This window comes from Streptomyces sp. NPDC088725, from assembly GCF_044751305.1.
Lineage (GTDB): Bacteria > Actinomycetota > Actinomycetes > Streptomycetales > Streptomycetaceae > Streptomyces.
In genome coordinates this window covers 269,914-293,908 of the sequence record NZ_JBIVLO010000002.1, presented here as the reverse complement: position 1 = coordinate 293,908, position 23,995 = coordinate 269,914, and the positions used below count along the sequence as shown (strand labels likewise).

The window sequence follows — 23,995 nt, the reverse complement described above, 5'->3', positions numbered from 1 at the left end:
CGCAGTGCCCTCCAAGGAACCACCGCGCCGCCGCGTACCGGGCCCCGCACGCCCCGGCAACGGCCGCTCGCGGCCCCCCGGGCGCCCGGCGGCCCGTCCCGTGCAGAAGATCAGACTCGGCAGCCCGCGCCCCCGGCTGCGGCTGGTGAGCCTCGGTCTGACCGTCGTGATGATGATCTTCGTTGTCCGGCTCCTCCAGGTGCAGGCCGTCGACGCCAGCGCCTACGCGGCCAAGGCGGACAAGAACCGCTTCTTCACGCAGACCATCGCGGCGGAGCGCGGCGAGATCACCGACCGCGCGGGCACCGCACTCGCCACCAGCGTCGACGCGTACAACATCATCGCCGACCCCATGATGTTCTCGCCCGCCTTCACCAAGGCCGCCGACGTCCCGGAACAGGCCGCGGGGCTCCTCGCCCCGATCATCGGCAAGGACGCCGACGACCTGGTCAGGAAGCTGAAGGCCCCCAAGTCCCGTTACACCGTGCTGGCCACCCGGCAGACGCCGCAGGTCTGGAACCAGATCAAGGACCTCAGGGGCGTACTCGCCGGAAAGGCGAGCAACGACAAGAGCGCCGGCGGCAAAGGCGTCAACGTCCTGGCCGGCGTCTTCATGGAGCCGAGCACCAAGCGGGTGTATCCCAACGGCGATCTCGCCGCCGGGATAGTGGGTTACGTCAACGCGGCGGGCCGGGGCGCCGGTGGTGTGGAATCCATGCTCGACCAGGAACTCGCGGGCAAGGACGGACAGATCACGTACACCCAGTCCGGCGGCCGCAGAGTGCCCACCGCCGGATCCCAGGAGAAGCCCGCGGTCCCCGGCTCCGACATCGAGCTGACCATCGACCGGGACATCCAGTGGGCGGCCCAGCGGGCCATCGCCGACCAGGTGACCAAGTCCAAGGCCGACCGCGGCTATGTGGTGGTCCAGAACACCAGGACCGGCGAGGTCCTCGCCATGGCCAACGCCCCCGGCTTCGACCCCAACGACCTCTCCGAGGCCAACGCGGCCGCCATGGGCAACGCGGCGCTCCAGGACGTGTACGAACCCGGCTCCACCGCCAAGGTCATGTCCATGGCCGCCGTGCTGGAGGAGAAGGCCGCCACCCCCTCCACCCATGTCGTCGTCCCCAACCGGCTGCACCGCGGCGACCGTCTCTTCAAGGACGACATCGACCACCCGACCTGGAACCTGACGCTCAACGGCGTCCTCGCCAAGTCCAGCAACATCGGCACCATCCTGGCGACCGGGCAGCTGGGCAAGACCCAGCCGCAGGCCAACACGGTGCTCTACTCGTACCTGAACAAATTCGGCATCGGCCGGCCCACCGGCCTCGGCTACCCGGGCGAGACCCAGGGCATCCTCGCGAAACCGCAGGACTGGTCCACCTCGCAGCAGTACACGATCCCCTTCGGCCAGGGGCTGTCGCTCAACGCCATGCAGGCCGCGTCCGTGTACTCGACCGTCGCCAACGGCGGCGTACGCGTAGCACCCACCCTCATCCGCGGCACGCGCGGCCCCGACGGCCACTTCACCCCGGCCGACGCGCCCAAGAAGACCCGCGTGGTCAGCGAGCGCACGGCCAGGACGGTCGCCACCATGCTGGAGTCGGTCGTCGGCGACGAGGAGGGCACGGGCACGGCCGCCAAGATCCCCGGCTACCGCGTCGCGGGCAAGACCGGCACGGCCAACCGGGTGGATCCCGTACTGGGCCGCTACAAGGGCTACACGGCCTCCTTCGCCGGCTTCGCGCCCGCCGACGATCCCCAGCTCACCGTCTACTGCGCCATCCAGAACCCCACCAAGGGCTCCTACTTCGGCGGATCCATCTGCGGACCGATCTACAAGAAGGTCATGGAGTTCGCGCTCAAGACGCTGCAGGTCGCACCGACCGGCAGCGAAACCCCCAAGCTGCCGGTCACCTTCAAGCCCGGCGAGTGACCCCCCAGGGAACGCCTCAGTGACAACCATCACCCCCGATTCCGGGAACCGCGAAGAACCCTCCGGGCAGCAGCCCCCCTCACTTCGCCCGGCGCCCGCCGAGCCCGGTACGCTCACCGCCGTGCCAGACGCTGACCAGTACCGAACCACCCCTGAGGACGCCCCTGTGAACCAGCCGGGGACACCCCGCCCGGACCGGGTCCGACCGATCTCCCTCGCGGAGCTGGCTGCCCAGGTGGGCGCCGAGGCGCCGGGCCCGGGAGAGGCGACGGGCATCACCCACGACTCACGGGCGGTACGCCCCGGAGACGTGTACGCCGCCCTCCCCGGCGCCCGCCTCCACGGGGCCGACTTCGCCAACCAGGCCGCCGAGCTGGGCGCGGCAGCCGTTCTGACGGACCCGTCGGGCGCCGAGCGCGCGGCGGCGACCGGACTGCCCGTGCTGCTCGCTCCCGACCCGCGCGCCGTCATGGGCGAACTCGCCGCCGGGATCTACGGACGCCCCGGGCGCGACCTGCTCCAGATCGGTATCACCGGCACCTCGGGCAAGACCACCACGGCGTATCTCGTCGAGGGCGGGCTGCGCGGCGCCGGCCACCGCACCGGGCTCATCGGCACCGTCGAGATGCGGATCGACGACGAGCGCATCAAATCGGAGCGCACCACCCCGGAGGCCACCGACCTCCAGGCGCTCTTCGCGGTCATGCGCGAGCGCGGAGTCCAGTCCGTCGCCATGGAGGTCTCCAGCCACGCGCTGGTGCTCGGCCGGGTCGACGGCTGCGTGTTCGACGTCGCCGTCTTCAACAACCTCAGCCCGGAGCACATGGAGTTCCACTCCGGCATGGAGGACTACTTCCAGGCCAAGGCGCAGCTGTTCACCGAGCGGCGCAGCAGGAAGGGCGTCGTCAACTTCGACGACGAGTACGGCCGCAGGCTCATCACCGAGGCGTCCGTACCGCTCACCACTTTCTCCACGGAGGGCCACCCGGACGCCGACTGGCGGGCCGAGGACGTCGAACTCGGCCCGCACAGCTCCACGTTCACCGCCGTGGGACCTGAGGGCGAGCGGATCACCGCCTGGGCCCCGCTGCCCGGCCCCTTCAACGTCGCCAACACCCTGGCCGCGATCGTCACCCTCGCCGTCGCCGGGATCGACCCGCAGACCGCCGCGGACGGCGTCGCCGCGGTCCCGGGTGTGCCCGGCCGGCTGGAGCGGGTGGACGCGGGACAGCCGTACCTCGCCGTCGTCGACTACGCGCACAAGACGGACGCCGTGGAGTCGGTGCTGCGCTCGCTGCGCAAGGTCACCAAGGGCCGGATCCACCTCGTGCTCGGCTGCGGCGGCGACCGCGACCAGTTCAAGCGCGGACCGATGGGCGCGGCCGCCGCCCGGCTCGCCGACACCGCCGTACTCACCTCCGACAACCCGCGCTCCGAGGACCCGCTCGCGATCCTCGCCGCCATGCTCGCGGGCGCGGCCGAGGTCCCCATCCACGAGCGCGGCACCGTCCTGGTCGACGCCGACCGCGCGTCCGCGATCGCCTCGGTGGTCTCCCGCGCCGCGGCCGACGACACCGTACTGATCGCCGGGAAGGGCCACGAGCAGGGCCAGGACATCGCCGGAGTGGTACGGCCCTTCGACGACCGCCGTGTCCTGCGCCAGGCCATCGAGCGTTCTCTCAGCGCACAGCCACGTCACGAGCACCCCCACGAGAACAACAGTCAGGGATGACCCAGTGATCGCCCTCTCCCTCGCCGAGATCGCCGCCATCGTCGGCGGGCAGTCCCACGACATACCCGATCCGGCCGTATGTGTCACAGGCCCCGTCGTCTACGACTCCCGCAAGGTCGAGGCGGGCAGCCTGTTCGCCGCCTTCGCGGGCGAGCGCGTCGACGGCCACGACTACGCGCGCCGGGCCGTCGACGGGGGCGCGGTGGCCGTCCTGGCCACCCGTCCCCTCGACGGCGTCCCCGTCCTGGTCGTCGACGACGTCGTGCAGGCCCTCGGCGCCCTCGCCAAAGCCGTCGTGGAACGCCTGGGCGCCACCGTCGTCGCGCTCACCGGTTCCGCGGGCAAGACCAGCACCAAGGACCTCATCGCCCAGCTGCTGCAACGCAGAGGGCCCACCATCTGGCCGGAGGGCAATCTCAACAACGAGATCGGGCTGCCGATCACCGCTCTGCGCTCCGTCGAGGACACCCGCTACCTCGTCCTGGAGATGGGCGCCCGCTACATCGGCGACATCCGCTACCTCACCGGACTCGTCCCGCCGCGGGTCGGCCTCGTACTGAACGTCGGCACCGCCCACATCGGCGAGTTCGGCGGCCGTGAGCAGATCGCCCAGGCAAAGGGCGAAATGGTCGAGTCGCTGCCGCCGGCCGAGCAGGGCGGTGTGGCCGTACTCAACGCCGACGACCCCCTCGTCCGCGCCATGAAATCGCGCACCAAGGCCCGCGTTCTGCTCTTCGGAGAGTCGGGCGAAGCAGACGTACGGGCAGAGAACGTCCACCTCACGGCGTCCGGACAGGCCGCGTTCGGTCTTCGAACACCCTCCGGGTGCAGGGACGTGACACTGCGGCTGTACGGTGAGCACCACGTGTCGAACGCGCTCGCCGCGGCCGCCGTCGCCCATGAGTTGGGAATGTCCGTCGACGAGATCGCCGATGCGCTCTCCGAAGCGGGGACCCTCTCCCGCTGGCGTATGGAGGTCACCGAGCGCGCGGACGGCGTGACGATCGTCAACGACGCCTACAACGCGAACCCCGAATCCATGAAAGCAGCGCTCCGTGCGCTGGTCGCCATGGGCAGTGCCGCACAGGCCACGGGGGGACGCACGTGGGCGGTGCTCGGCCCGATGGCCGAGCTGGGTGACGACTCGTTCGCCGAGCACGACGCCGTCGGACGGCTCGCCGTCCGGCTCAACGTCAGCAAGCTCGTGGCAGTCGGGGGCAGGGAAGCGTCCTGGCTGCGTCTGGGCGCTTACAACGAGGGTTCGTGGGGTGAGGAGTCGGTGCACGTGTCCGACGCGCAGGCGGCGGTCGACCTGTTGCGCAGTGAACTGCGTCCGGGAGACGTCGTGCTGGTGAAGGCTTCCAGGTCGGCAGGGTTCGAGCGGATCGCCACGGCGCTGCTCGAGAACGCCACCGAGGGCGAGGTTTCCGGCCGATGAGGCAGATCCTCTTCGCAGGGGCCATCGGGCTCTTCCTGACCCTCGTGGGAACCCCGCTGCTGATCAAGCTGCTGGCCCGCAAGGGATACGGCCAGTTCATCAGGGACGATGGCCCACGTACGCACGGCAGCAAGAAGGGCACGCCCACGATGGGCGGGATCGCCTTCATCCTGGCCACCCTCGTCGCGTACGTCGCGGCGAAGGTGATCACGGGTGAGCAGTTCCGCTTCTCGGGTGTGCTGGTCCTGTTCCTGATGACGGGAATGGGCGTCGTCGGATTCCTCGACGACTACATCAAGATCGTGAAGCAGCGTTCGCTGGGCCTGCGGGCCAAGGCGAAGATGGCGGGCCAGCTGATCGTGGGCATCGCCTTCGCGGTGCTCGCGCTCCAGTTCGCCGACACCCGCGGTCTCACCCCGGCCTCCACCAAGCTGTCGTTCGTCATGGACTTCGGCTGGTCGATCGGCCCGGTGCTGTTCGTGGTCTGGGCGCTGTTCATGATTCTCGCCATGTCGAACGGCGTGAACCTGACGGATGGTCTGGACGGTCTGGCCACCGGCGCGTCGGTGATGGTGTTCGGCGCGTACACCTTCATCGGGCTGTGGCAGTTCCAGGAGTCCTGCGCCAACGCGGCGACCCTGACCAACCCCAACGCCTGTTTCGAGGTGCGTGATCCACTCGATCTCGCGGTCGTCGCCTCGGCCCTGATGGGCTCGTGCTTCGGCTTCCTGTGGTGGAACACCTCACCCGCCAAGATCTTCATGGGTGACACCGGATCACTCGCGCTCGGCGGCGCGCTCGCGGGTCTCGCGATCTGCTCGCGCACCGAGTTCCTGATCGCGCTGCTGGGCGGTCTGTTCGTCCTGATCACCATGTCCGTGGTCATCCAGGTCGGTTCGTTCAAGACGACCGGCAAGCGCGTCTTCCGGATGGCGCCACTCCAGCACCACTTCGAACTCAAGGGCTGGTCCGAAGTCCTTGTCGTGGTCCGCTTCTGGATCATCCAGGGCATGTGCGTGATCGTGGGCCTCGGCCTCTTCTACGCCGGCTGGGCGGCCCAGAAGTGAACTGGCACGGCAAGCGGGTCACCGTCGCGGGTCTCGGTGTCTCCGGGATCCCGGCGGCCCGCGTGCTGCGCGGCCTCGGCGCCGAGGTGACCGTCGTCAACGACGGGGACGACGAGCGCTCCCGCGCCCAGGCCGCCGAGCTGGAACAGCTCGGCGTCACGGTGCGCCTGGGCGACGGCGCGACCCTCCCCGAGGGCACCGAACTGGTCGTCACCGCTCCCGGCTGGCAGCCCGGCAAGCCGCTCTTCGCGGCCGCCGGGGCGGCCGGTGTGGAGATCTGGGGCGACGTCGAGCTGGCGTGGCGGCTGCGGGGGCCCGGCGCGGCCCCCTGGCTGGCCGTCACCGGCACGAACGGCAAGACGACGACGGTCAGGATGCTCGCCTCGATCCTGGAGGCGGCCGGGCTGCGTACGGCCGCCGTCGGCAACATCGGTGTCTCGCTCATCGACGCGGTTACCGGTGAGCAGACGTACGACGTGCTCGCCGTCGAACTCTCCAGCTACCAGCTGCACTGGGCGCCGAGCGTGCGCGCCCACTCGGGGGCCGTGCTCAACCTCGCCCCCGACCACCTCGACTGGCACGGCTCCATGGCGGCGTACGCGGCCGACAAGGGCCGTGTCTACGAGGGCAACCAGGTCGCCTGCGTCTACAACGCGGCCGACCCGGCCACCGAGGACCTGGTGCGCGAGGCCGACGTCGAAGAGGGCTGCCGGGCCATCGGCTTCACTCTCGGCACCCCGGGCCCGTCCCAACTCGGCGTCGTGGACGGCATCCTGGTCGACCGCGCGTTCGTCGAGAACCGGCAGGCACAGGCACAGGAGCTGGCCCAGGTCTCCGACGTCAGCCCCGCCGTCCCGCACAACATCGCCAACGCGCTCGCCGCCGCGGCCCTGGCCCGCTCCTTCGGCGTCGAACCGGCGGCCGTACGGGACGGACTGCGCGCCTTCCGCCCCGACGCCCACCGCATCGAGCATGTCGCGGATGTCGCGGACGTCAGTTACATCGACGACTCCAAGGCCACCAACACCCATGCGGCCGAGGCGTCCCTGGCTGCCTACGACCCGATCGTCTGGATCGCCGGCGGCCTGGCCAAGGGCGCGGTCTTCGGTGAACTCGTCGAGCGGTCGGCGAAGCGGCTGCGCGGGGTGGTCCTGATCGGCGCTGACCGTGCGCTCATCAGGGAAGCCCTCGCGCGACACGCGCCCGAAGTCCCGGTCGTGGACCTCGACCGGACCGACACTGGGGCGATGCCGGCGGCGGTCCGGGAAGCGGCGCGGCTCGCGCGGCCCGGGGATACGGTACTGCTGGCCCCGGCCTGTGCCTCGATGGACATGTTCGCCAACTACAACAAGCGAGGCGAGGCGTTCGCGGACGCGGTCCGCGCCCTCGCCGCCGAACACGCCTGACACACCGGCGGTCAGCCGCCAGGGGCCCCGGCAGCCGCGCCAGGCACGACTGGAGGGGACAGCGACGATGCCGGCCGAGGACACCGCGGGACGTGACCCGCATCCCGCGGTACGCCACAGAGACTTCGCGCGAGCTTCGGCGCTCGCCGGAGTACCCGGTACGGACACACCGCCCGCGCCCGGCCTCGGCCACTGGGCGGCGCTGCGCGGCCGTACCCCGGGCTCGCCCGTACGCCGCCCCGCCGGCGCCCGTCGCGGGCGCGGCGGGAGCGGCGGCGCCCGGACGCCCGGGCGGCAGCGGGCGCCCCGAGGCGGCGGGATCCGCCGCCTCCACGAACAGGCGCGCCGCACCTGGGACCGGCCGCTCACGGCGTACTACCTGATCATCGGCAGCGGACTGCTGATCACCGTGCTCGGTCTGGTGATGGTCTACTCCGCCTCGATCATCTACGCGCTCCAGTACTCACTGCCCGCCACGTACTTCTTCCGCAAACAGCTCCTCGCCGCCGTCATCGGCGGCGGACTGCTGCTGCTCGCCGCCCGGTTGCCGATCGGGCTCCACCGCGCGCTCGCCTACCCCCTGCTGGTGGGTTCGGCCTTCCTGATGGTCCTCGTCCAGGTTCCCGGGATAGGGCTCGCGGTCAACGGCAACCAGAACTGGATCTCGCTCGGCGGCCCGTTCCAGCTCCAGCCCAGTGAGTTCGGCAAGCTGGCGCTGATCCTGTGGGGCGCGGACCTGCTCGCCCGCAAACAGGAGAAGGGCCTGCTGGCCCAGTGGAAGCATCTGCTCGTGCCGCTGGTCCCCGTGACCTTCATGGTCCTCGGGCTGATCATGCTCGGCGGCGACCTCGGTACGGCGATCATTCTCACCGCGATCCTGTTCGGTCTCCTCTGGATGGCGGGGGCGCCCACCCGGCTCTTCGCCGGTGTGCTCGCCGTCGCGGGACTGGTCGGGTTCACGCTCATCAGCACGAACCAGAACCGGCTCTCGCGCTTCGCCTGCGTCGGGGCGATCGAACTCGGCCCCAACGGCGAGTGCTTCCAGGCGGTCCACGGGATCTATGCTCTGGCTTCCGGCGGACTGTTCGGTTCCGGGCTGGGCGCGAGTGTGGAAAAGTGGGGTCAACTCCCCGAACCGCACACCGACTTCATTTTCGCCGTCACCGGGGAGGAACTGGGCCTGGCGGGGACGCTGTCGGTACTCGCCCTCTTCGCGGCTCTAGGCTATGCGGGTATCCGCGTGGCCGGACGCACGGAGGACCCCTTCGTGAGGTACGCAGCGGGAGGTGTGACCACCTGGATCACGGCGCAGGCCGTGATCAACATCGGTGCGGTGCTCGGTCTTCTGCCGATCGCCGGAGTCCCGCTCCCGCTGTTCTCCTACGGGGGGTCGGCCCTGCTGCCCACGATGTTCGCTGTCGGGCTGCTGATCGCTTTCGCGCGGGAGGATCCCGCGGCGAAAGGCGCCCTGGCCATGCGAAGGCCCGGGGTGAGATGGAAGACGATGAGACGGCGCGTCAAGAAGCGTCCGTCCGGAGAGCGGTGAATTTCGGTGCATGTCGTACTCGCCGGCGGGGGGACCGCCGGCCACATCGAGCCGGCGCTCGCCCTCGCGGACGCCCTGCGGAGGCAGGACCCCAGCGTGGGGATCACGGCCCTCGGCACGGAGCGCGGTCTGGAGACCAGGCTCGTACCCGAGCGCGGGTACGAGCTGGGACTGATCCCCGCCGTACCCCTGCCGCGCAGGCCCACACCTGAACTGATCACCGTCCCAGGACGGCTTCGGGGCACCATCAAGGCGGCCGAGCAGATCCTGGAGCGCACGAAGGCCGACTGCGTCGTCGGCTTCGGCGGTTACGTGGCGCTGCCCGGCTATCTCGCGGCCAAGCGGCTCGGGGTGCCGATCATCGTCCACGAGGCCAACGCGCGGCCGGGACTGGCCAACAAGATCGGATCGCGCTACGCGGCCGGTGTGGCCGTCTCCACCCCGGACAGCAAGCTCCGGGACGCCAGGTACATCGGCATCCCGCTGCGCCGCACGATCGCCCTCCTGGACCGTGCCAAGGTCCGTCCCGAGGCGCGCGCCGCCTTCGGTCTCGACCCCAACCTGCCGACGCTGCTGGTGTCCGGCGGCTCGCAGGGCGCGCGCCGGCTCAACGAGGTGGTCCAGCAGGTCGCGCCGGTGCTCCAGCGCTCCGGAATCCAGATCCTGCACGCGGTCGGACCGAAGAACGAAATGCCGCGCGTGGACAACATGCCCGGTATGCCGCCCTATATCCCGGTACCGTACGTGGACCGGATGGATCTCGCGTACGCCGCGGCCGACATGATGCTCTGCCGCGCGGGCGCCATGACCGTCGCCGAACTCTCCGCCGTCGGGCTGCCCGCCGCGTACGTGCCGCTGCCGATCGGCAACGGCGAACAGCGGCTCAACGCCCAGCCGGTGGTGAAGGCGGGCGGCGGACTGCTGGTCGATGACGCCGAACTCACTCCCGAGTGGGTGCAGAGCCACGTGCTCCCGGTGCTCGCCGATCCGCACCGGCTGTACGAGATGTCCCGCGCGGCCTCCGAGTTCGGCCGCAGGGACGCCGACGACCTGCTTGTCGGCATGGTCTACGAGGCGATCGCCGCACGCCGTCAGGCGTAGGGCGGGCCTTTACAGGGAGGCAGGGCGCATGGCCGGACCGACTACCGCCGAGCGTGACGCGGGGCTGCGGGCGAAATCCGGCCGTGCTGAAGGTCCGTCGGCTCGTAGGTTCCGACTTCCTGGCGGTCGTCTGTTGATCGTATTGATCATCGTGGTGATGTTCGTCGGGTCCGGCATGTGGGTGCTGTACGGCTCGAACTGGCTGCGGGTGAAACGGGTCAGCACGTCGGGCACCGACGTGCTGACCCGCGATCAGGTGGAGGCGGCCGCGGCCGTCCCGGTCGGATCGCCGCTGATCTCCGTCGACACCCGGGCGATTGAGGCCCGGGTTCTGCGGAAGCTGCCGCGTATCGACTCGATCGACGTGGTGCGTTCCTGGCCGCATGGAATCGGCCTGAAAGTGGCTGAAAGAAAACCGGTTCTGCTGATCGAGAAGGGCACGGACTTCATTGAAGTGGACTCCAAGGGGGTCCGTTTCGCCACGGTCGGGGATGCCCCCCGGGGTGTGCCGCTGCTGAAGCTGACGGCGGATCACTCACCGAGTCTGCGCCGTTTCGGAAATGACCGTCTGGCGCTCGAAGCAGTTCGGGTGCGCCGTGAACTCCCTGGTGGAATCGCCAAGGACACCAAGGCCGTCCGGGTCCGCTCGTACGACTCGATCACGCTGGAGCTGCGCGGCGGCCGTACGGTCATGTGGGGAAGCGCCGAGGACGGGCCGGCCAAGGCGCGTGCGCTCACCGCGCTCATGAAGGCCGTTCCTGACGCGAATCAGTTCGATGTGAGCGCGCCCACCGCTCCTGCCGCGTCCGGGAGTTGACGCTCATACCCGCTGGCCACCACCCTGGTTGGTCAGCGCTATGGGTGATCACATAGGGTGAAAAGAAAAACGGGTGGTTCGGCGTGTTCGTTGAACGTGCGCCACTTGTCGACTTAGTGTCCTGTTCGGAAGAGTCCAAGAAGTGGACACACTGATAACCCTAAACTTCAACGTTAGGGTTTGGGTCGGCGTTTCGAACCGTCCCATCGGCATCAGTCGTCGCAGCGCACCAACAGCGCCGCGAAGACACGTAACTCGAGGCGAGAGGCCTTCGACGTGGCAGCACCGCAGAACTACCTCGCAGTCATCAAGGTCATCGGTGTCGGCGGCGGTGGTGTCAATGCCATCAACCGGATGATCGAAGTCGGTCTCAAGGGCGTCGAGTTCATCGCCATCAACACGGACGCGCAAGCCCTGTTGATGAGCGACGCCGACGTCAAGCTGGACGTCGGCCGTGAACTCACCCGGGGTCTCGGCGCCGGGGCCAATCCGGCGGTCGGCCGCAAGGCGGCCGAGGATCACCGCGAGGAGATCGAGGAGGTCCTCAAGGGGGCCGACATGGTCTTCGTCACCGCGGGCGAGGGCGGCGGCACCGGCACCGGCGGCGCGCCCGTCGTGGCGGGCATCGCGCGCTCGCTCGGCGCGCTCACGATCGGCGTCGTCACCCGGCCGTTCACCTTCGAGGGCCGCCGCAGGGCGAACCAGGCGGAGGACGGCATCGCGGAACTCCGCGAAGAGGTCGACACCCTCATCGTCATCCCCAACGACCGGCTGCTGTCCATCTCGGACCGCCAGGTCAGCGTGCTCGACGCGTTCAAGTCCGCCGACCAGGTCCTGCTTTCGGGCGTCCAGGGCATCACCGACCTCATCACCACCCCCGGTCTGATCAACCTCGACTTCGCCGACGTCAAGTCCGTGATGTCGGAGGCCGGCTCGGCACTCATGGGCATCGGCTCGGCACGCGGCGACGACCGCGCGGTGGCCGCTGCCGAGATGGCGATCTCCTCGCCGCTGCTCGAAGCGTCCATCGACGGCGCCCGCGGGGTGCTGCTCTCCATCTCCGGCGGTTCCGACCTCGGTCTCTTCGAGATCAACGAGGCGGCGCAGCTGGTGAGCGAGGCGGCCCACCCCGAGGCCAACATCATCTTCGGCGCCGTCATCGACGACGCCCTGGGCGACGAGGTGCGGGTCACCGTCATCGCCGCGGGCTTCGACGGCGGACAGCCGCCGGCCCGCCGCGAGACCGTGCTCGGCGCTTCGGGCAAGCGGGACGAACACACGGGCGCGGCCCGCTCCTCGGACAGCGGCCGCTCCACCAGCGGCCTCGGCACCGTACCCCCGCGCGAGGAGAGCCCGGCGCCGGCCGAGCCCGCCCCCGCGGCCAGTGAGAAGCCGCTCCCGCCGGTGAGCCCGGCGCACGTTCCGACGGCCCGTCCGTACCAGGACAGCCAGGCCGAAGAGCTGGATGTCCCGGACTTCTTGAAGTGATAGTCCAGCAGGCAGCGGCGGGCTCCACGAGCGGCGCGCACTTCGCCTTCACCGACAGGTGGGGCGGGGTGAGCGCCGCTCCGTATGGGCAGCTCAACCTCGGCGGTGCGGTGGGTGACGACCCGGCCGCCGTTCTCGCCAACCGGGACATCGCGGCGAAGTCCCTGGGGCTCGACCCCGTTTCGGTGGTCTGGATGAACCAGGTGCACGGCCGTGACGTGGCGGTGGTCGACGGTCCCTGGGGCTCGGCCGACATCCCGGCGGTGGACGCCGTCGTCACCGGACGCGGGGGGCTCGCCCTCGCCGTACTGACCGCGGACTGCGTCCCGGTCCTGCTGGCCGATCCGGTCGCCGGGGTCGTGGCGGCGGCGCACGCCGGGCGCCCGGGGATGGTGGCGGGCGTCGTGCCGGCCGCTGTCGAGGCGATGACCGCGCTCGGCGCACAGCCCTCCAGGATCACGGCCCGTACCGGACCCGCCGTCTGCGGGCGCTGCTACGAGGTTCCGGCCGCGATGCGCGACGAGGTCGCCGCGGTCGTTCCCGAGGCCTGGTCCGAGACCAGTTGGGCCACCCCGGCCGTCGACGTGACGGCGGGAGTGCACGCCCAGCTCGCCGCGCTCGGGATCACCGACCGGCATGCCTCCGAGGTCTGCACCTTGGAGTCTGACGATCATTTTTCGTACCGCCGCGATCGCACCACCGGGCGCCTCGCCGCCTATGTCTGGCTGGACTGATACCGCATGACGGACCGCAGGGACCAACTCGCCCGGAATCTCGCCACGGTCGAGAGCCGCATCACTTCCGCCTGCGCCGCGGCCGGCCGCGAGCGGGAGGACCTGACCCTGATCGTGGTCACCAAGACCTACCCGGCGAGTGATGTACGCCTCCTTCATGAACTGGGGGTGCGGCACGTCGCCGAGAACCGCGACCAGGACGCGGCGCCGAAGGCCGCCGCATGCGCGGATTTGTCACTGACGTGGCACTTCGTGGGGCAATTGCAGACGAACAAGGTGCGTTCTGTGGTCAGTTACGCCCATGTCGTGCAATCTGTCGACCGGCCCAAGCTGGTCTCCGCCCTCTCCGCGGCCGCGGAGAGCGCGGAGCGCGAACTCAACTGTCTGGTCCAGGTCGCGCTCGACGCCGAGTCCGGCGAACGCGGGGCGCGGGGCGGCGTGGCGCCGGACGGGATCGAGGAGTTGGCCGCCCGGGTGGCCGGCGCACCGGGGCTGCGACTCGGTGGTCTGATGACCGTGGCGCCGCTGGCCGGGCCGTACGCGGGGCGGCAACAGGCGGCGTTCGAGCGGCTATTGGAATTCTCATCCCGCCTGCGCGCGGACCATCCGGCTGCGAACATGGTGTCAGCAGGGATGAGTGCGGACCTCGAGGAAGCAGTGACGGCCGGAGCGACACATGTACGCGTCGGTACGGCGGTACTCGGAGACCGACCCAGGCTCGGGTAACGTCGCGAAGCAAGTCGGACCACAGCAGAAAATATGGTCATTTCCGCCGAGAGACGGGCTGACCGAGTGGATCGCGGGCACTTGGTGACGAGGCCGATCCACCACAGAGCGGAGGACTCAGAGCATGGCCGGCGCGATGCGCAAGATGGCGGTCTACCTCGGCCTCGTGGAGGACGATGGGTACGACGGCCGGGGTTTTGACCCCGATGACGACTTCGAACCCGAGCCCGAACCCGAGCGGGAACACCGGCGCCACCAGCCCGCGCACCAGGAGCGGGAAGAACCGGTGCGCATGGTCCAACCACCCGCGCAGCGCGAGCGGGAGGCGGTGTCACTAACGGCAGAAAGCGGACGTCCGGCGCGAATCGCCCCCGTGGCATCCATCACACCTGAACGCCCGAGCCTGGAGAAGAACGCACCAGTGATCATGCCTAAGGTCGTGTCCGAGCGGGAGCCTTATCGCATCACCACGCTGCACCCGCGGACCTACAACGAGGCCCGTACCATCGGGGAACACTTCCGCGAAGGCACTCCGGTGATCATGAACTTGACCGAGATGGACGACACCGACGCGAAGCGACTTGTCGACTTTGCCGCAGGACTCGTCTTCGGTCTCCATGGCAGCATTGAGCGCGTGACGCAGAAGGTGTTCCTGTTGTCGCCTGCTAACGTCGATGTCACGGCGGAGGACAAGGCTCGCATCGCAGAAGGCGGATTCTTCAACCAAAGCTGAGAACACGACAACAGAACGACCCGGCCGTGAGGCCGGAGCAGAGAGATCCAGGGGAGAGGGAAGCGCGGGATGGGCGTAGCACTACAGGTGGTCTACATCGTGCTGGTGTGCTTCCTCATCGTGCTGATTTTCCGGCTGGTCATGGACTACGTCTTCCAGTTCGCCCGTTCATGGCAACCTGGGAAGGCGATGGTGGTCGTTCTTGAGGCCACCTACACTGTCACCGATCCACCGCTCAAGCTTCTTCGGCGGTTCATCCCGCCGTTGCGTCTCGGGGGCGTGGCACTCGACCTGTCCTTCTTCGTTCTGATGATCATCGTCTACATCCTGATCAGCATCGTGAGCCACTTTGCGAGCAGCGTGTGAACGATACGGTCTTGCCGACTGCCGACGACTACGTAGAGGTGAAGAAGAGATGCCGTTGACCCCCGAGGACGTGCGGAACAAGCAGTTCACGACCGTCCGCCTCCGAGAAGGCTATGACGAGGACGAGGTCGATGCCTTTCTCGACGAGGTCGAGGCCGAACTGACGCGCCTGCTCCGCGAGAACGAGGACCTGCGCGCCAAGCTGGCCGCCGCCACGCGTGCCGCCGCGCAGAACCAGCAGCAGCAGGGTATGCGCAAGCCGCCCGAGCAGCAGGACCGTCAGGGTCCCGTGCCCGCGGCCATATCCGGACCGCCTCAGCAGCAGCAGCCCCCGCAGATGGGTCCGCCCCAGCTGCCCGGTGGCGCTCCGCAGCTTCCGGCGGGCCCGAGCGGCCACGGCCAGCAGGGTCAGCACGGTCAGGGACCGCAGGGCCAGCACGGCCCGGGTCCGCAGGGTCAGCACGGTCCGGGACCGCAGGGTCAGCACGGCCCCGGTCCGCAGGGTCAGCACGGTCCCATGCAGGGCGGCCCGATGCAGGGTGGCCCCATGGGCCAGGGCGGTCCCATGCAGGGTGGTCCGATGGGCCAGCAGCAGCAACAGCAGCAGCAGGGCGGCCCGATGCAGGGTGGTCCGATGGGCCAGGGCGGTCCCATGCAGGGCGGTCCCCTCGGTGGACCGATGGGCGGCCCCATGGGCGGTCATGGCCCGCAGATGCCGCAGCCCGGTCAGGGCCCCGGCGGCGACAGCGCCGCCCGGGTGCTCTCGCTGGCGCAGCAGACCGCGGACCAGGCGATCGCCGAGGCACGTTCCGAAGCGAACAAGATCGTCGGTGAGGCACGCAGCCGCGCCGAGGGTCTGGAGCGCGACGCCCGGGCCAAGGCGGACGCCCTGGAGCGGGACGCGCAGGAGAAGCACCGCGTGGCGATGGGCTCGCTGGAGTCGGCGCGCGCGACGCTCGAGCGCAAGGTCGAGGACCTGCGCGGCTTCGAGCGCGAGTACCGCACGCGGCTGAAGTCCTACCTGGAGAGCCAGCTCCGTCAGCTGGAGACCCAGGCCGACGACTCCCTGGCGCCGCCGCGCAGCCCCTCCGCCGCCTCCCTGCCGCCGTCGCCCTCGATGGCTCCGGCCGGCGCGGGCGGGATGGGTGGTCACACCATGGGGGGCAACCCGTCCATGGGCAACCCGATGGGCAACCACGGCGGACCTTCGGCGGGACCGTCGTACGGCGCGCAGCAGCAGATGTCACCGGCGATGACCCAGCCGATGGCGCCGGTGAGGCCGCAGGCTCCGCAGCCGATGCAGCAGGCGCCTTCGCCGATGCGCGGCTTCCTGATCGACGAGGACGACAACTGACGGGTCTGCGCGTGTAAGAGCGCGCAGCAGTCGGCAGTCCAAGGGCCGGGCCCGGGGTTTCGAACCCCGGGCCCGGTTCTTTGCGTGCGGTGGGGGTGCGTCGGTTCCGCTGCGCGGGGCTGTCCCCCTCCCCGCCCTTTCCCGAAATCGGCGGCGTGGGCCATGGCCCCTGGAGGCGCCGCACTGCGCGGGCTGGGCGGGCTCGTGGTCCGGGACCGGGGCGACTGGCTTCGCCCGCAGCAAGTGGCCCGCCCTCCGGCTTCCGCTCATCGCCGCGTCGGGGCTCGGACTTCGGGGCTCTGTCCCAGGTCCCTTGAGGCTGGTAGCCGAACTCTGCCCGCGGGATGTGTGCTGCGGGCCCTCGGGTTTCCGTCCCGGTGGCGGTGCGCGGGTTCCGCTGCGCGGGGCTGTCCCCTCCCCGCCTGTCCTCTCCCCGCCCTTTCCCGAAACCGGGAGCGGGCCCCGGGCTCCCGTTCCTGACGCGCCGCGCGGGCGGGGCGGGTTGCTGGCCCGGACCGGGGCCGACGGGCTTCCTCAGCCCGAGAAGCGCCGGGCGCGCCTGGCGTGTGTGGGGCGGGTTGTGGTCCGGCACCGGGTCGTGGGCTTCGTCCGCGTGAAGCGCCGTGCGGCCTCGGGCCTCTGTCCCGGTCGGTGCGCGTGGCTCCGCTGCGCTGCGCGGGCGGGACGGACTGCGGGCCCGGCCCGATCTGTTGGGCTTCGTCCGCGTGAAGCGCCGTGGAACTTCTGATGTCCGGTGGGTGGCCCGTGGCGGTCCTTCCCCTCTGCGGGGCCGACCGAAGCGAGCGGCCCGGCCCCCTCGCGTGGCGAAGGGGCCGGGCCGCGGACGTGGGGCGTTATGCCTTGCGGAGGCGGAACTCGAGGGCCAGGCCCTCGTCCGTGAACGGGGTTCCGAACCCGGGGTGTTCGGCGGCCGGGTCCGTCGTGGCGAAGTCCGTGGCCAGGACCTCGTCCGCGATCAGCGCCGCGTGCTCCCGCAGCGCGTCCGACGTGGTCGCGTCCGTCGACGTCCAGCGCACCGCGATACGGTCCGCCACGTCCAGGCCGCTGTTCTTGCGGGCCTCCTGGATCAGCCGGATCGCGTCGCGCGCGAGGCCCGCCAGGCGCAGTTCCGGGGTGATCTCCAGGTCCAGCGCGACCGTCGCGCCCGAGTCGGAGGCGACCGACCAGCCCTCGCGCGGCGTTTCTGTGATGATCACCTCGTCGGGGGCCAGCGAGACCGTCTCACCGTCCACGGTGACCGACGCCTTGCCGTCGCGCAGCGCGGCGGACAGCGCCGCCGCGTCCGCTTCCGCGACCGCCTTGGCCACCGCCTGCACACCCTTGCCGAAACGCTTGCCCAGCGCGCGGAAGTTGGCCTTCGCCGTCGTGTCGACCAGCGAGCCGCCGACCTCCGAGAGCGTCGCCAGCGCCTCGACGTTCAGCTCCTCGGTGATCTGCGCGCGCAGCTCGGGCGACAGCGCCTCGAAGCCCGTCGCCGCGATCAGGGCGCGCGACAGCGGCTGGCGGGTCTTCACACCCGACTCGGCGCGCGTCGCGCGGCCCAGCTCCACCAATCGCCGTACCAGCAGCATCTGCTGGGAGAGCGTCGGGTCGATGGCCGACAGGTCGGCCTCGGGCCAGGTCGACAGGTGCACCGACTCCGGGGCGTCCGCCGTCACCGGTACGACCATGTCCTGCCAGACCCGCTCCGTGATGAACGGTGTCAGCGGGGCCATCAGCCGCGTGACGGTCTCGACCACCTCGTGCAGCGTGCGCAGCGCCGCCTTGTCGCCCTGCCAGAAGCGGCGGCGGGAGCGGCGCACGTACCAGTTGGACAGGTCGTCGACGAACGCCGAGAGCAGCTTGCCGGCGCGCTGGGTGTCGTACGCCTCCATCGCCTGCGTCGACTGGTCGACCAGCGCGTGCAGTTCGCTCAGCAGCCAGCGGTCGAGCAGCGGCCGGTCGGCGGGCGCCGGGTCGGCCTCGCTGGGGGCCCAGGCCGACGTACGGGCGTACAGCGCCTGGAAGGCGACCGTGTTCCAGTACGTCAGCAGGGTCTTGCGCACGACCTCCTGGATCGTGCCGTGCCCGACCCGCCGCGCCGCCCACGGCGACCCGCCGGCCGCCATGAACCAGCGCACCGCGTCCGCGCCGTGCTGGTCCATCAGCGGGATCGGCTGGAGGATGTTGCCCAGGTGCTTGGACATCTTCCTGCCGTCCTCGGCCAGGATGTGGCCCAGGCACACGACGTTCTCGTAGCTCGACTTGTCGAAGACCAGCGTGCCGACGGCCATCAGCGTGTAGAACCAGCCGCGCGTCTGGTCGATCGCCTCCGAGATGAACTGCGCCGGATAGCGCTTCTCGAAGAGATCCTTGTTCTGGTACGGGTAGCCCCACTGCGCGAACGGCATCGAACCCGAGTCGTACCAGGCGTCGATGACCTCGGGCACGCGCGTCGCGGTCTGCCCGCAGGTCGGGCAGCCGAAGGTGACCTCGTCGATGTAGGGGCGGTGCGGGTCCAGCGACGACTGGTCCGTGCCGGTCAGTTCGGTCAGCTCGGCGCGCGAGCCCACGCACGTCAGGTGGTTGTCCTCGCAGCGCCAGATGGGCAGCGGGGTGCCCCAGTAGCGGTTGCGGGACAGCGCCCAGTCGACGTTGTTGTTCAGCCAGTCGCCGAACCGGCCGTGCTTGACCGAGTCCGGGAACCAGTTGGTCCCCTCGTTCTCCTCGATCAGCCGGTCCTTGACGGCCGTCGTACGGATGTACCAGGACGGCTGCGCGTAGTAGAGGAGCGCGGTGTGGCAGCGCCAGCAGTGCGGGTAACTGTGCTCGTAAGGGACATGACGGAACAGCAGCCCGCGCTCCCGCAGATCCTCCGTCAGCGCCTCGTCGGCCTTCTTGAAGAAGACGCCGCCGACCAGCGGGACGTCCTCCTCGAACGTGCCATTGGGGCGCACCGGGTTGACGACGGGCAGGCCGTACGCGCGGCACACCCTGAGGTCGTCCTCACCGAAGGCGGGGGACTGGTGGACCAGGCCCGTACCGTCCTCCGTGGTCACGTACTCCGCGTTGACCACGTAGTGCGCGGGGGCGTCCTCGGGGAAGTCGATGAGCGCGAAGGGGCGTTCGTACGTCCAGCGCTCCATCTCGCGGCCGGTGAACGACGCGCCGGTCGGCTCCCAGCCCTCGCCGAGCGCCTTCTCCAGCAGCGGCTCCGCGACGACGAGCTTCTCCTCGCCGTTCGTCGCGACGACGTAGCGGACGTCCGGGTGCGTGGCGACGGCGGTGTTGGAGACCAGCGTCCAGGGGGTCGTCGTCCACACCAGCAGCGCCGCCTCGCCCGCGAGCGGGCCCGAGGTCAGCGGGAAGCGCACGAAGACCGAGGGGTCGACGATCGTCTCGTACCCCTGGGCCAGCTCGTGGTCCGAGAGGCCGGTCTCGTCGCGCGGGCACCAGGGCGCCACGCGGTGGTCCTGGACGAGCAGGCCCTTGCCGAAGATCTCCTTCAGCGACCACCAGACGGAGTCGACGTACTGCGGATCCATCGTCCGGTACGCGTTGTCCAGATCGGTCCAGTAGCCCATGCGGGTCGTCAGCTCGGCGAAGGCGTCCGTGTGCCTGGTCACCGACTCGCGGCACTTGGCGTTGAACGCGGCGATGCCGTACGCCTCGATGTCCTTCTTGCCGGTGAAGCCGAGTTCCTTCTCGACAGCCAGCTCGACGGGCAGGCCGTGGCAGTCCCAGCCGGCCTTCCGCGCGACGTGGTAACCGCGCATGGTGCGAAAGCGCGGGAAGACGTCCTTGAAGACGCGGGCCTCGATGTGGTGGGCGCCCGGCATGCCGTTCGCGGTCGGCGGGCCCTCGTAGAAGACCCACTCGGGACGGCCCTCGGACTGGGCGAGCGTCTTGTCGAAGACCTTGGCCTCGCGCCAGAAGTCGAGCACGGCGTGCTCGAGGGCGGGCAGGTCGACCTGGGCGGGCACCTGGTGGTACTGGGGCGGTGTCACGGGTGTCATGGGCGGCTTCCTCCGGCGGAACTGCGGCATCTCCGTCGAAGGGACGAGAGCTGGGCCCCCGCGGTACCACCCTTCTTGGCCCCGGGCGGCACTCCGCCCGCGGCCCCCTCATTGGGGTCGCGCTGCCGGTTCTACTCACGCCGGCGTGCACCGGTGCTTTCTTCCGGCGGCTCCGGGGTGATCCTTCGCTCCGCGCTTGCCCCCGGGCTCTCACCGTCCCCGGGTCGCTCATGGCCGCTCACGGGGCTACTCGTCCCCATCCACGCCTCTCGCTGCGCCCAGTGTACGGGCCTGTACCGCGCGCGGCCGACCGGTTTTCCGGCCGCCGCCGTACGGCCGAGTCCCGTGACCCGAAGGGTGATCGTGCTGCCCGCGCCTCACCGCGGGTCCCCGGTGGCTTCCTGCGGCGCCCGCGCGGCGGATTACCGGGCGGGGAGCTGGGCACAACGCTTGTTGGCCCGCCTTGTCGCACGGTGCGGGAGGGCCACACGGCGGCGTGCCCCGTTGCTGCGGGGCTGATGTCGATTTATCGTCCCAGCACGATTCGCGCGCAAGATCACAAAATGTGAAGGGGCCGCGGCCATGGTGGCGAAGAAGTCCGCCGCGAAGAAAACGACCGCGGACACCTCCGCGGCGAAGAGCGCCGCCAGGACCACGGCGAAATCCGGGGCGCCCGAGGACGCGCCGGCAACACCCGATACACCCGCACCGGCGAAGAAGGCGGCTGCGAAGAAGGCGCCGGCGAGCAAGCCAGCTGCGAAGAAGGCCGCTGCGGCGGCCGAGGGGGCGGCGCAGGCCGCGGAACAGACGGGAACCAGAACGGTGGGAGCGAAGACCGTGGGAGCGAAGACAACCACAGGCGGCGGAACCGAGGACGCGGGTGCGGCCGTCACCGCCGGGACATCGCCGGGAGAGCTGGCGGTCCGTCCCGGCGAGGACCCCTGGACCCCGGAGGAGGTCGCGGAGGCACGCGCCGAGCTGGAGGGCGAGGTCGCCAGGCTGACGGCCGAGATCGCCTCGTCGGAGCAGGCGCTGGCCGGCCTGATGCGGGACTCCGGTGACGGCGCGGGCGACGACGACGCGGACACCGGTACGAAGAACATCACGCGGGAGCACGAGATGGCGCTCTCGGCCAGCGCGAGGGAGGTGCTGGAACAGACCGAGCGGGCGCTGCACCGCCTGGACGCCGGTACGTACGGACTCTGCGAGATCTGCGGCAAGCCCATCGGCAAGGCCCGTATGCAGGCGTTCCCGCGGGCCACGCTCTGTGTCGAGGACAAGCAGAAACAGGAACGCCGAGGCTGAGGTCACGGCCCGCGGCACGGGGGTGTGCCGTACTCTCGTCCTCAGTCAGGCACCTAGGTTGAGGGACTCACGTGGCAGAGGCGGAACGCATCATCGGTACGCCGGATGTCGACGGCGAGGCCGCGGCTCCCGCCGAGCGGCCCAAGGGTAAGCGCAAGATCGCCGCGCTCTTCGTCGTCGCCGTCCTGGCGTACCTGCTGGACCTCGGCAGCAAGCTGCTCGTGGTGGCCCAGCTGGAGCACCGGCAGTCCATCCGGATCATCGGGGACGCGCTGCAGTTCGAGGTGATCAGGAACGCCGGGGCGGCCTTCGGCATCGGCGAGGCCTTCACGGTCATCTTCACCATCATCGCGGCGAGCGTGATCGTGGTGATCGCCCGGCTGGCGCGCAAGCTGTACAGCCTGCCCTGGGCGATCGCGCTCGGCCTGCTCCTCGGCGGTGCGCTCGGCAACCTCACGGACAGGATCTTCCGGTCCCCGGGAGCCTTCCAGGGCGCTGTGGTCGACTTCATCGCGCCGGCGCACTTCGCGGTGTTCAACCTCGCGGACTCCGCGATCTGCTGCGGCGGTGTGCTCATCGTCCTGCTGTCCTTCCGCGGTCTCGACCCGGACGGAACGGTCCACAAGGACTGACCGGGCACACCGTTCCGTGAGGACCGCCGTACTGGTCTCCGCCGCTCCGCGTCCGTCCCCGTGAGGACGGACGCGGACCGGTCCACCGGACCGACAAGGCATACTCGACAGGTGAGCTTTCCCGAGATCAGAACGCTGCCCGTGCCCGACGGCCTGGAGGGCGAGCGTGTCGACGCCGCCATCGCCCGTATGTTCGGCTTCTCCCGTACGAAGGCGGCGGACCTCGCCGCCTCCGGGAAGGTCCAGGTCGACGGCGCCGTCGTCGGGAAGTCGGAGCGGGTGAACGGCGGGGCCTGGCTCGAGGTCGAGATGCCTCCGGCCGCCGTGCCCGTACAGGTCGTGGCCGAACATGTCGAGGGCATGGAGATCGTCCACGACGACGACGACATCGTGGTGATCGTCAAGCCGGTCGGTGTGGCCGCGCACCCCAGCCCCGGCTGGACCGGAACCACTGTCATCGGCGGTCTCGCCGCCGCCGGCTACCGCATCTCGACCTCCGGCGCCGCGGAGCGCCAGGGCATCGTGCACCGGCTCGACGTCGGTACGTCCGGGCTGATGGTCGTGGCCAAGTCGGAGCGCGCGTACACCCTGCTCAAGGCGCAGTTCAAGGAGCGGGTCGTCGACAAGCGCTACCACGCGCTCGTGCAGGGACACCCGGACCCGATGAGCGGGACCATCGACGCCCCGATCGGCCGTCATCCCAACCACGACTACAAGTGGGCCGTCACCGCCGAGGGCAAACCGTCGGTGACCCACTACGACCTGATCGAGGCGTTCCGGTCCGCGTCGCTGCTGGACATCAAGCTGGAGACGGGCCGTACGCACCAGATCCGGGTGCACATGTCGGCCCACCGCCACCCCTGTGTGGGTGACCTGACGTACGGCGCCGACCCGACCCTCGCCAAGCGCCTCGGCCTGACCCGGCAGTGGCTGCACGCGATGCGCCTCGGCTTCGAACACCCGTCGGACGGCCGCTGGGTGGAGTTCTCCAGCGAGTACCCGGCCGACCTGCAGGGCGCGCTGGACACCGTGAGGGCGGAGAGCAACGGATGAGCACGGCAGTGACCGGCGGGCCCGGATACCGGATCCGGGTGGTGGCGGACCTGGCCGACCGCGAGGCGTGCTTCGCGGTCCGCAAGGAGGTCTTCGTCGTCGAACAGCGGGTGCCCGAGGACCTGGAGTACGACGGCCGCGACGAGACGGCGATCCAGGTGCTCGCCGTCCGTGACGACGGCCTGCCCCTGGGCACGGGCCGGCTGCTGTACGGACCGGAAGCGGCGGACAGGACCGGCGGCGACCCGACCGTCGGCGCGCTGGGGCGGCTCGCGGTCAGCAAGGAGGCACGCGGCCAGGGCCTCGGAGCCGCGCTGGTCAGGGCCATCGAGGAAGCGGCCCGCGAGGCGGGGCTCCTGGCGGTGGACCTGCACGCGCAGACCCACGCCCTGGGCTTCTACGAGCGGCTCGGATACGACGCGTACGGGCCGGAGTTCCTGGACGCGGGGATCGAGCACAGGTCCATGCGGCGGGCGCTCTGAGTCGTGGGCGCGGCGCTCTGAGCCGTATTGATACCAGTTGAGCCGAGGGGCGCTGTG

At 70.2% G+C, this 23,995-nt stretch carries 19 protein-coding genes; 18 read left to right on the top strand and 1 reads right to left on the bottom strand.

What is annotated here, in order from left to right:
- Positions 1 to 4: 4 nt before the first annotated feature.
- The 14 genes from ACIP6N_RS05195 (at position 5) to ACIP6N_RS05130 (ending at position 16,450) form a co-directional block, all read left to right on the top strand.
- Positions 5 to 1,942 (top strand): peptidoglycan D,D-transpeptidase FtsI family protein, encoded by a 1,938-nt coding sequence (locus ACIP6N_RS05195; protein ID WP_401813010.1) that lies wholly within the window; start codon positions 5 to 7, stop codon positions 1,940 to 1,942.
- A 19-nt stretch (positions 1,943 to 1,961) separates the two neighbouring features.
- Positions 1,962 to 3,674: a UDP-N-acetylmuramoyl-L-alanyl-D-glutamate--2,6-diaminopimelate ligase gene (locus ACIP6N_RS05190; RefSeq protein WP_401813008.1), complete on the top strand. Its 1,713-nt coding sequence runs from the start codon at positions 1,962 to 1,964 to the stop codon at positions 3,672 to 3,674.
- Between the two features lie 4 nt (positions 3,675 to 3,678).
- Positions 3,679 to 5,112 carry a UDP-N-acetylmuramoyl-tripeptide--D-alanyl-D-alanine ligase gene (gene murF / locus ACIP6N_RS05185; protein ID WP_401813006.1) on the top strand — a complete coding sequence of 478 codons (1,434 nt, stop codon included), beginning with the start codon at positions 3,679 to 3,681 and terminating at the stop codon, positions 5,110 to 5,112.
- The gene (mraY, locus tag ACIP6N_RS05180; RefSeq protein ID WP_401813004.1) at positions 5,109 to 6,179 is read left to right on the top strand and encodes a phospho-N-acetylmuramoyl-pentapeptide-transferase; all 1,071 of its coding nucleotides are present in this window, start codon (positions 5,109 to 5,111) and stop codon (positions 6,177 to 6,179) included. The genes murF and mraY overlap by 4 nt, the downstream gene beginning before the upstream one ends.
- Entirely contained in the window at positions 6,176 to 7,585 is a 1,410-nt protein-coding gene (gene murD / locus ACIP6N_RS05175) for a UDP-N-acetylmuramoyl-L-alanine--D-glutamate ligase (RefSeq protein WP_401813003.1), read from the top strand. The genes mraY and murD overlap by 4 nt, the downstream gene beginning before the upstream one ends.
- A gap of 67 nt (positions 7,586 to 7,652) precedes the next feature.
- Positions 7,653 to 9,131 (top strand): putative lipid II flippase FtsW, encoded by a 1,479-nt coding sequence (gene ftsW / locus ACIP6N_RS05170; protein ID WP_401813001.1) that lies wholly within the window; start codon positions 7,653 to 7,655, stop codon positions 9,129 to 9,131.
- A 6-nt stretch (positions 9,132 to 9,137) separates the two neighbouring features.
- The gene (murG, locus tag ACIP6N_RS05165) at positions 9,138 to 10,232 is read left to right on the top strand and encodes an undecaprenyldiphospho-muramoylpentapeptide beta-N-acetylglucosaminyltransferase (protein ID WP_401813000.1); all 1,095 of its coding nucleotides are present in this window, start codon (positions 9,138 to 9,140) and stop codon (positions 10,230 to 10,232) included.
- Between the two features lie 28 nt (positions 10,233 to 10,260).
- Positions 10,261 to 11,049: a cell division protein FtsQ/DivIB gene (locus ACIP6N_RS05160; RefSeq protein ID WP_401812999.1), complete on the top strand. Its 789-nt coding sequence runs from the start codon at positions 10,261 to 10,263 to the stop codon at positions 11,047 to 11,049.
- Between the two features lie 276 nt (positions 11,050 to 11,325).
- On the top strand, positions 11,326 to 12,537 hold the full coding sequence (ftsZ, locus tag ACIP6N_RS05155) for a cell division protein FtsZ (protein ID WP_401812998.1): 1,212 nt from the start codon (positions 11,326 to 11,328) through the stop codon (positions 12,535 to 12,537).
- Positions 12,534 to 13,271: a peptidoglycan editing factor PgeF gene (pgeF, locus tag ACIP6N_RS05150; RefSeq protein WP_401812997.1), complete on the top strand. Its 738-nt coding sequence runs from the start codon at positions 12,534 to 12,536 to the stop codon at positions 13,269 to 13,271. Before ftsZ ends, pgeF begins: the two co-directional genes overlap by 4 nt.
- Before the next feature lie 6 nt (positions 13,272 to 13,277).
- A complete protein-coding gene (locus ACIP6N_RS05145; protein WP_401812996.1) occupies positions 13,278 to 13,997 on the top strand; it encodes a YggS family pyridoxal phosphate-dependent enzyme in 720 nt (239 codons plus the stop codon).
- Between the two features lie 124 nt (positions 13,998 to 14,121).
- Complete coding sequence (locus tag ACIP6N_RS05140) at positions 14,122 to 14,730, top strand: cell division protein SepF (RefSeq protein ID WP_401812994.1); 609 nt, start codon at positions 14,122 to 14,124, stop codon at positions 14,728 to 14,730.
- 69 nt (positions 14,731 to 14,799) lie between these two features.
- Positions 14,800 to 15,096, top strand: coding sequence for a YggT family protein (locus ACIP6N_RS05135; protein WP_401812992.1), 297 nt, complete (start codon positions 14,800 to 14,802; stop codon positions 15,094 to 15,096).
- 49 nt (positions 15,097 to 15,145) lie between these two features.
- Positions 15,146 to 16,450: a DivIVA domain-containing protein gene (locus tag ACIP6N_RS05130; RefSeq protein WP_401812991.1), complete on the top strand. Its 1,305-nt coding sequence runs from the start codon at positions 15,146 to 15,148 to the stop codon at positions 16,448 to 16,450.
- A gap of 854 nt (positions 16,451 to 17,304) precedes the next feature.
- Here ACIP6N_RS05130 and ileS read toward each other — a convergent pair.
- Positions 17,305 to 20,457: an isoleucine--tRNA ligase gene (gene ileS / locus ACIP6N_RS05125; protein WP_401813496.1), complete on the bottom strand. Its 3,153-nt coding sequence runs from the start codon at positions 20,455 to 20,457 to the stop codon at positions 17,305 to 17,307.
- Between the two features lie 591 nt (positions 20,458 to 21,048).
- Here ileS and ACIP6N_RS05120 point away from each other — a divergent pair.
- The 4 genes from ACIP6N_RS05120 (at position 21,049) to ACIP6N_RS05105 (ending at position 23,938) form a co-directional block, all read left to right on the top strand.
- On the top strand, positions 21,049 to 21,771 hold the full coding sequence (locus ACIP6N_RS05120) for a TraR/DksA family transcriptional regulator (RefSeq protein WP_401812990.1): 723 nt from the start codon (positions 21,049 to 21,051) through the stop codon (positions 21,769 to 21,771).
- A 71-nt stretch (positions 21,772 to 21,842) separates the two neighbouring features.
- The gene (gene lspA / locus ACIP6N_RS05115; RefSeq protein ID WP_401812988.1) at positions 21,843 to 22,403 is read left to right on the top strand and encodes a signal peptidase II; all 561 of its coding nucleotides are present in this window, start codon (positions 21,843 to 21,845) and stop codon (positions 22,401 to 22,403) included.
- A gap of 111 nt (positions 22,404 to 22,514) precedes the next feature.
- Positions 22,515 to 23,456, top strand: a complete 942-nt coding sequence (locus ACIP6N_RS05110; RefSeq protein WP_401812986.1) for an RluA family pseudouridine synthase — start codon at positions 22,515 to 22,517, stop codon at positions 23,454 to 23,456.
- Positions 23,453 to 23,938 (top strand): GNAT family N-acetyltransferase, encoded by a 486-nt coding sequence (locus ACIP6N_RS05105; RefSeq protein WP_401812984.1) that lies wholly within the window; start codon positions 23,453 to 23,455, stop codon positions 23,936 to 23,938. The genes ACIP6N_RS05110 and ACIP6N_RS05105 overlap by 4 nt, the downstream gene beginning before the upstream one ends.
- Positions 23,939 to 23,995 lie beyond the last annotated feature (57 nt).

What these genes read in the sequence shown, in the direction of transcription:
- ACIP6N_RS05140 (WP_401812994.1), top strand. Translation starts at nt 14,122, where the DNA reads ATGGCCGGCGCGATGCGCAAGATGGCGGTCTACCTCGGCCTCGTGGAG.
- ACIP6N_RS05130 (WP_401812991.1), top strand. Translation starts at nt 15,146, where the DNA reads ATGCCGTTGACCCCCGAGGACGTGCGGAACAAGCAGTTCACGACCGTC.
- ACIP6N_RS05145 (WP_401812996.1), top strand. Translation starts at nt 13,278, where the DNA reads ATGACGGACCGCAGGGACCAACTCGCCCGGAATCTCGCCACGGTCGAG.
- ACIP6N_RS05160 (WP_401812999.1), top strand. Translation starts at nt 10,261, where the DNA reads ATGGCCGGACCGACTACCGCCGAGCGTGACGCGGGGCTGCGGGCGAAA.
- ACIP6N_RS05135 (WP_401812992.1), top strand. Translation starts at nt 14,800, where the DNA reads ATGGGCGTAGCACTACAGGTGGTCTACATCGTGCTGGTGTGCTTCCTC.
- ACIP6N_RS05105 (WP_401812984.1), top strand. Translation starts at nt 23,453, where the DNA reads ATGAGCACGGCAGTGACCGGCGGGCCCGGATACCGGATCCGGGTGGTG.
- mraY (WP_401813004.1), top strand. Translation starts at nt 5,109, where the DNA reads ATGAGGCAGATCCTCTTCGCAGGGGCCATCGGGCTCTTCCTGACCCTC.
- ACIP6N_RS05120 (WP_401812990.1), top strand. Translation starts at nt 21,049, where the DNA reads ATGGTGGCGAAGAAGTCCGCCGCGAAGAAAACGACCGCGGACACCTCC.
- ftsW (WP_401813001.1), top strand. Translation starts at nt 7,653, where the DNA reads ATGCCGGCCGAGGACACCGCGGGACGTGACCCGCATCCCGCGGTACGC.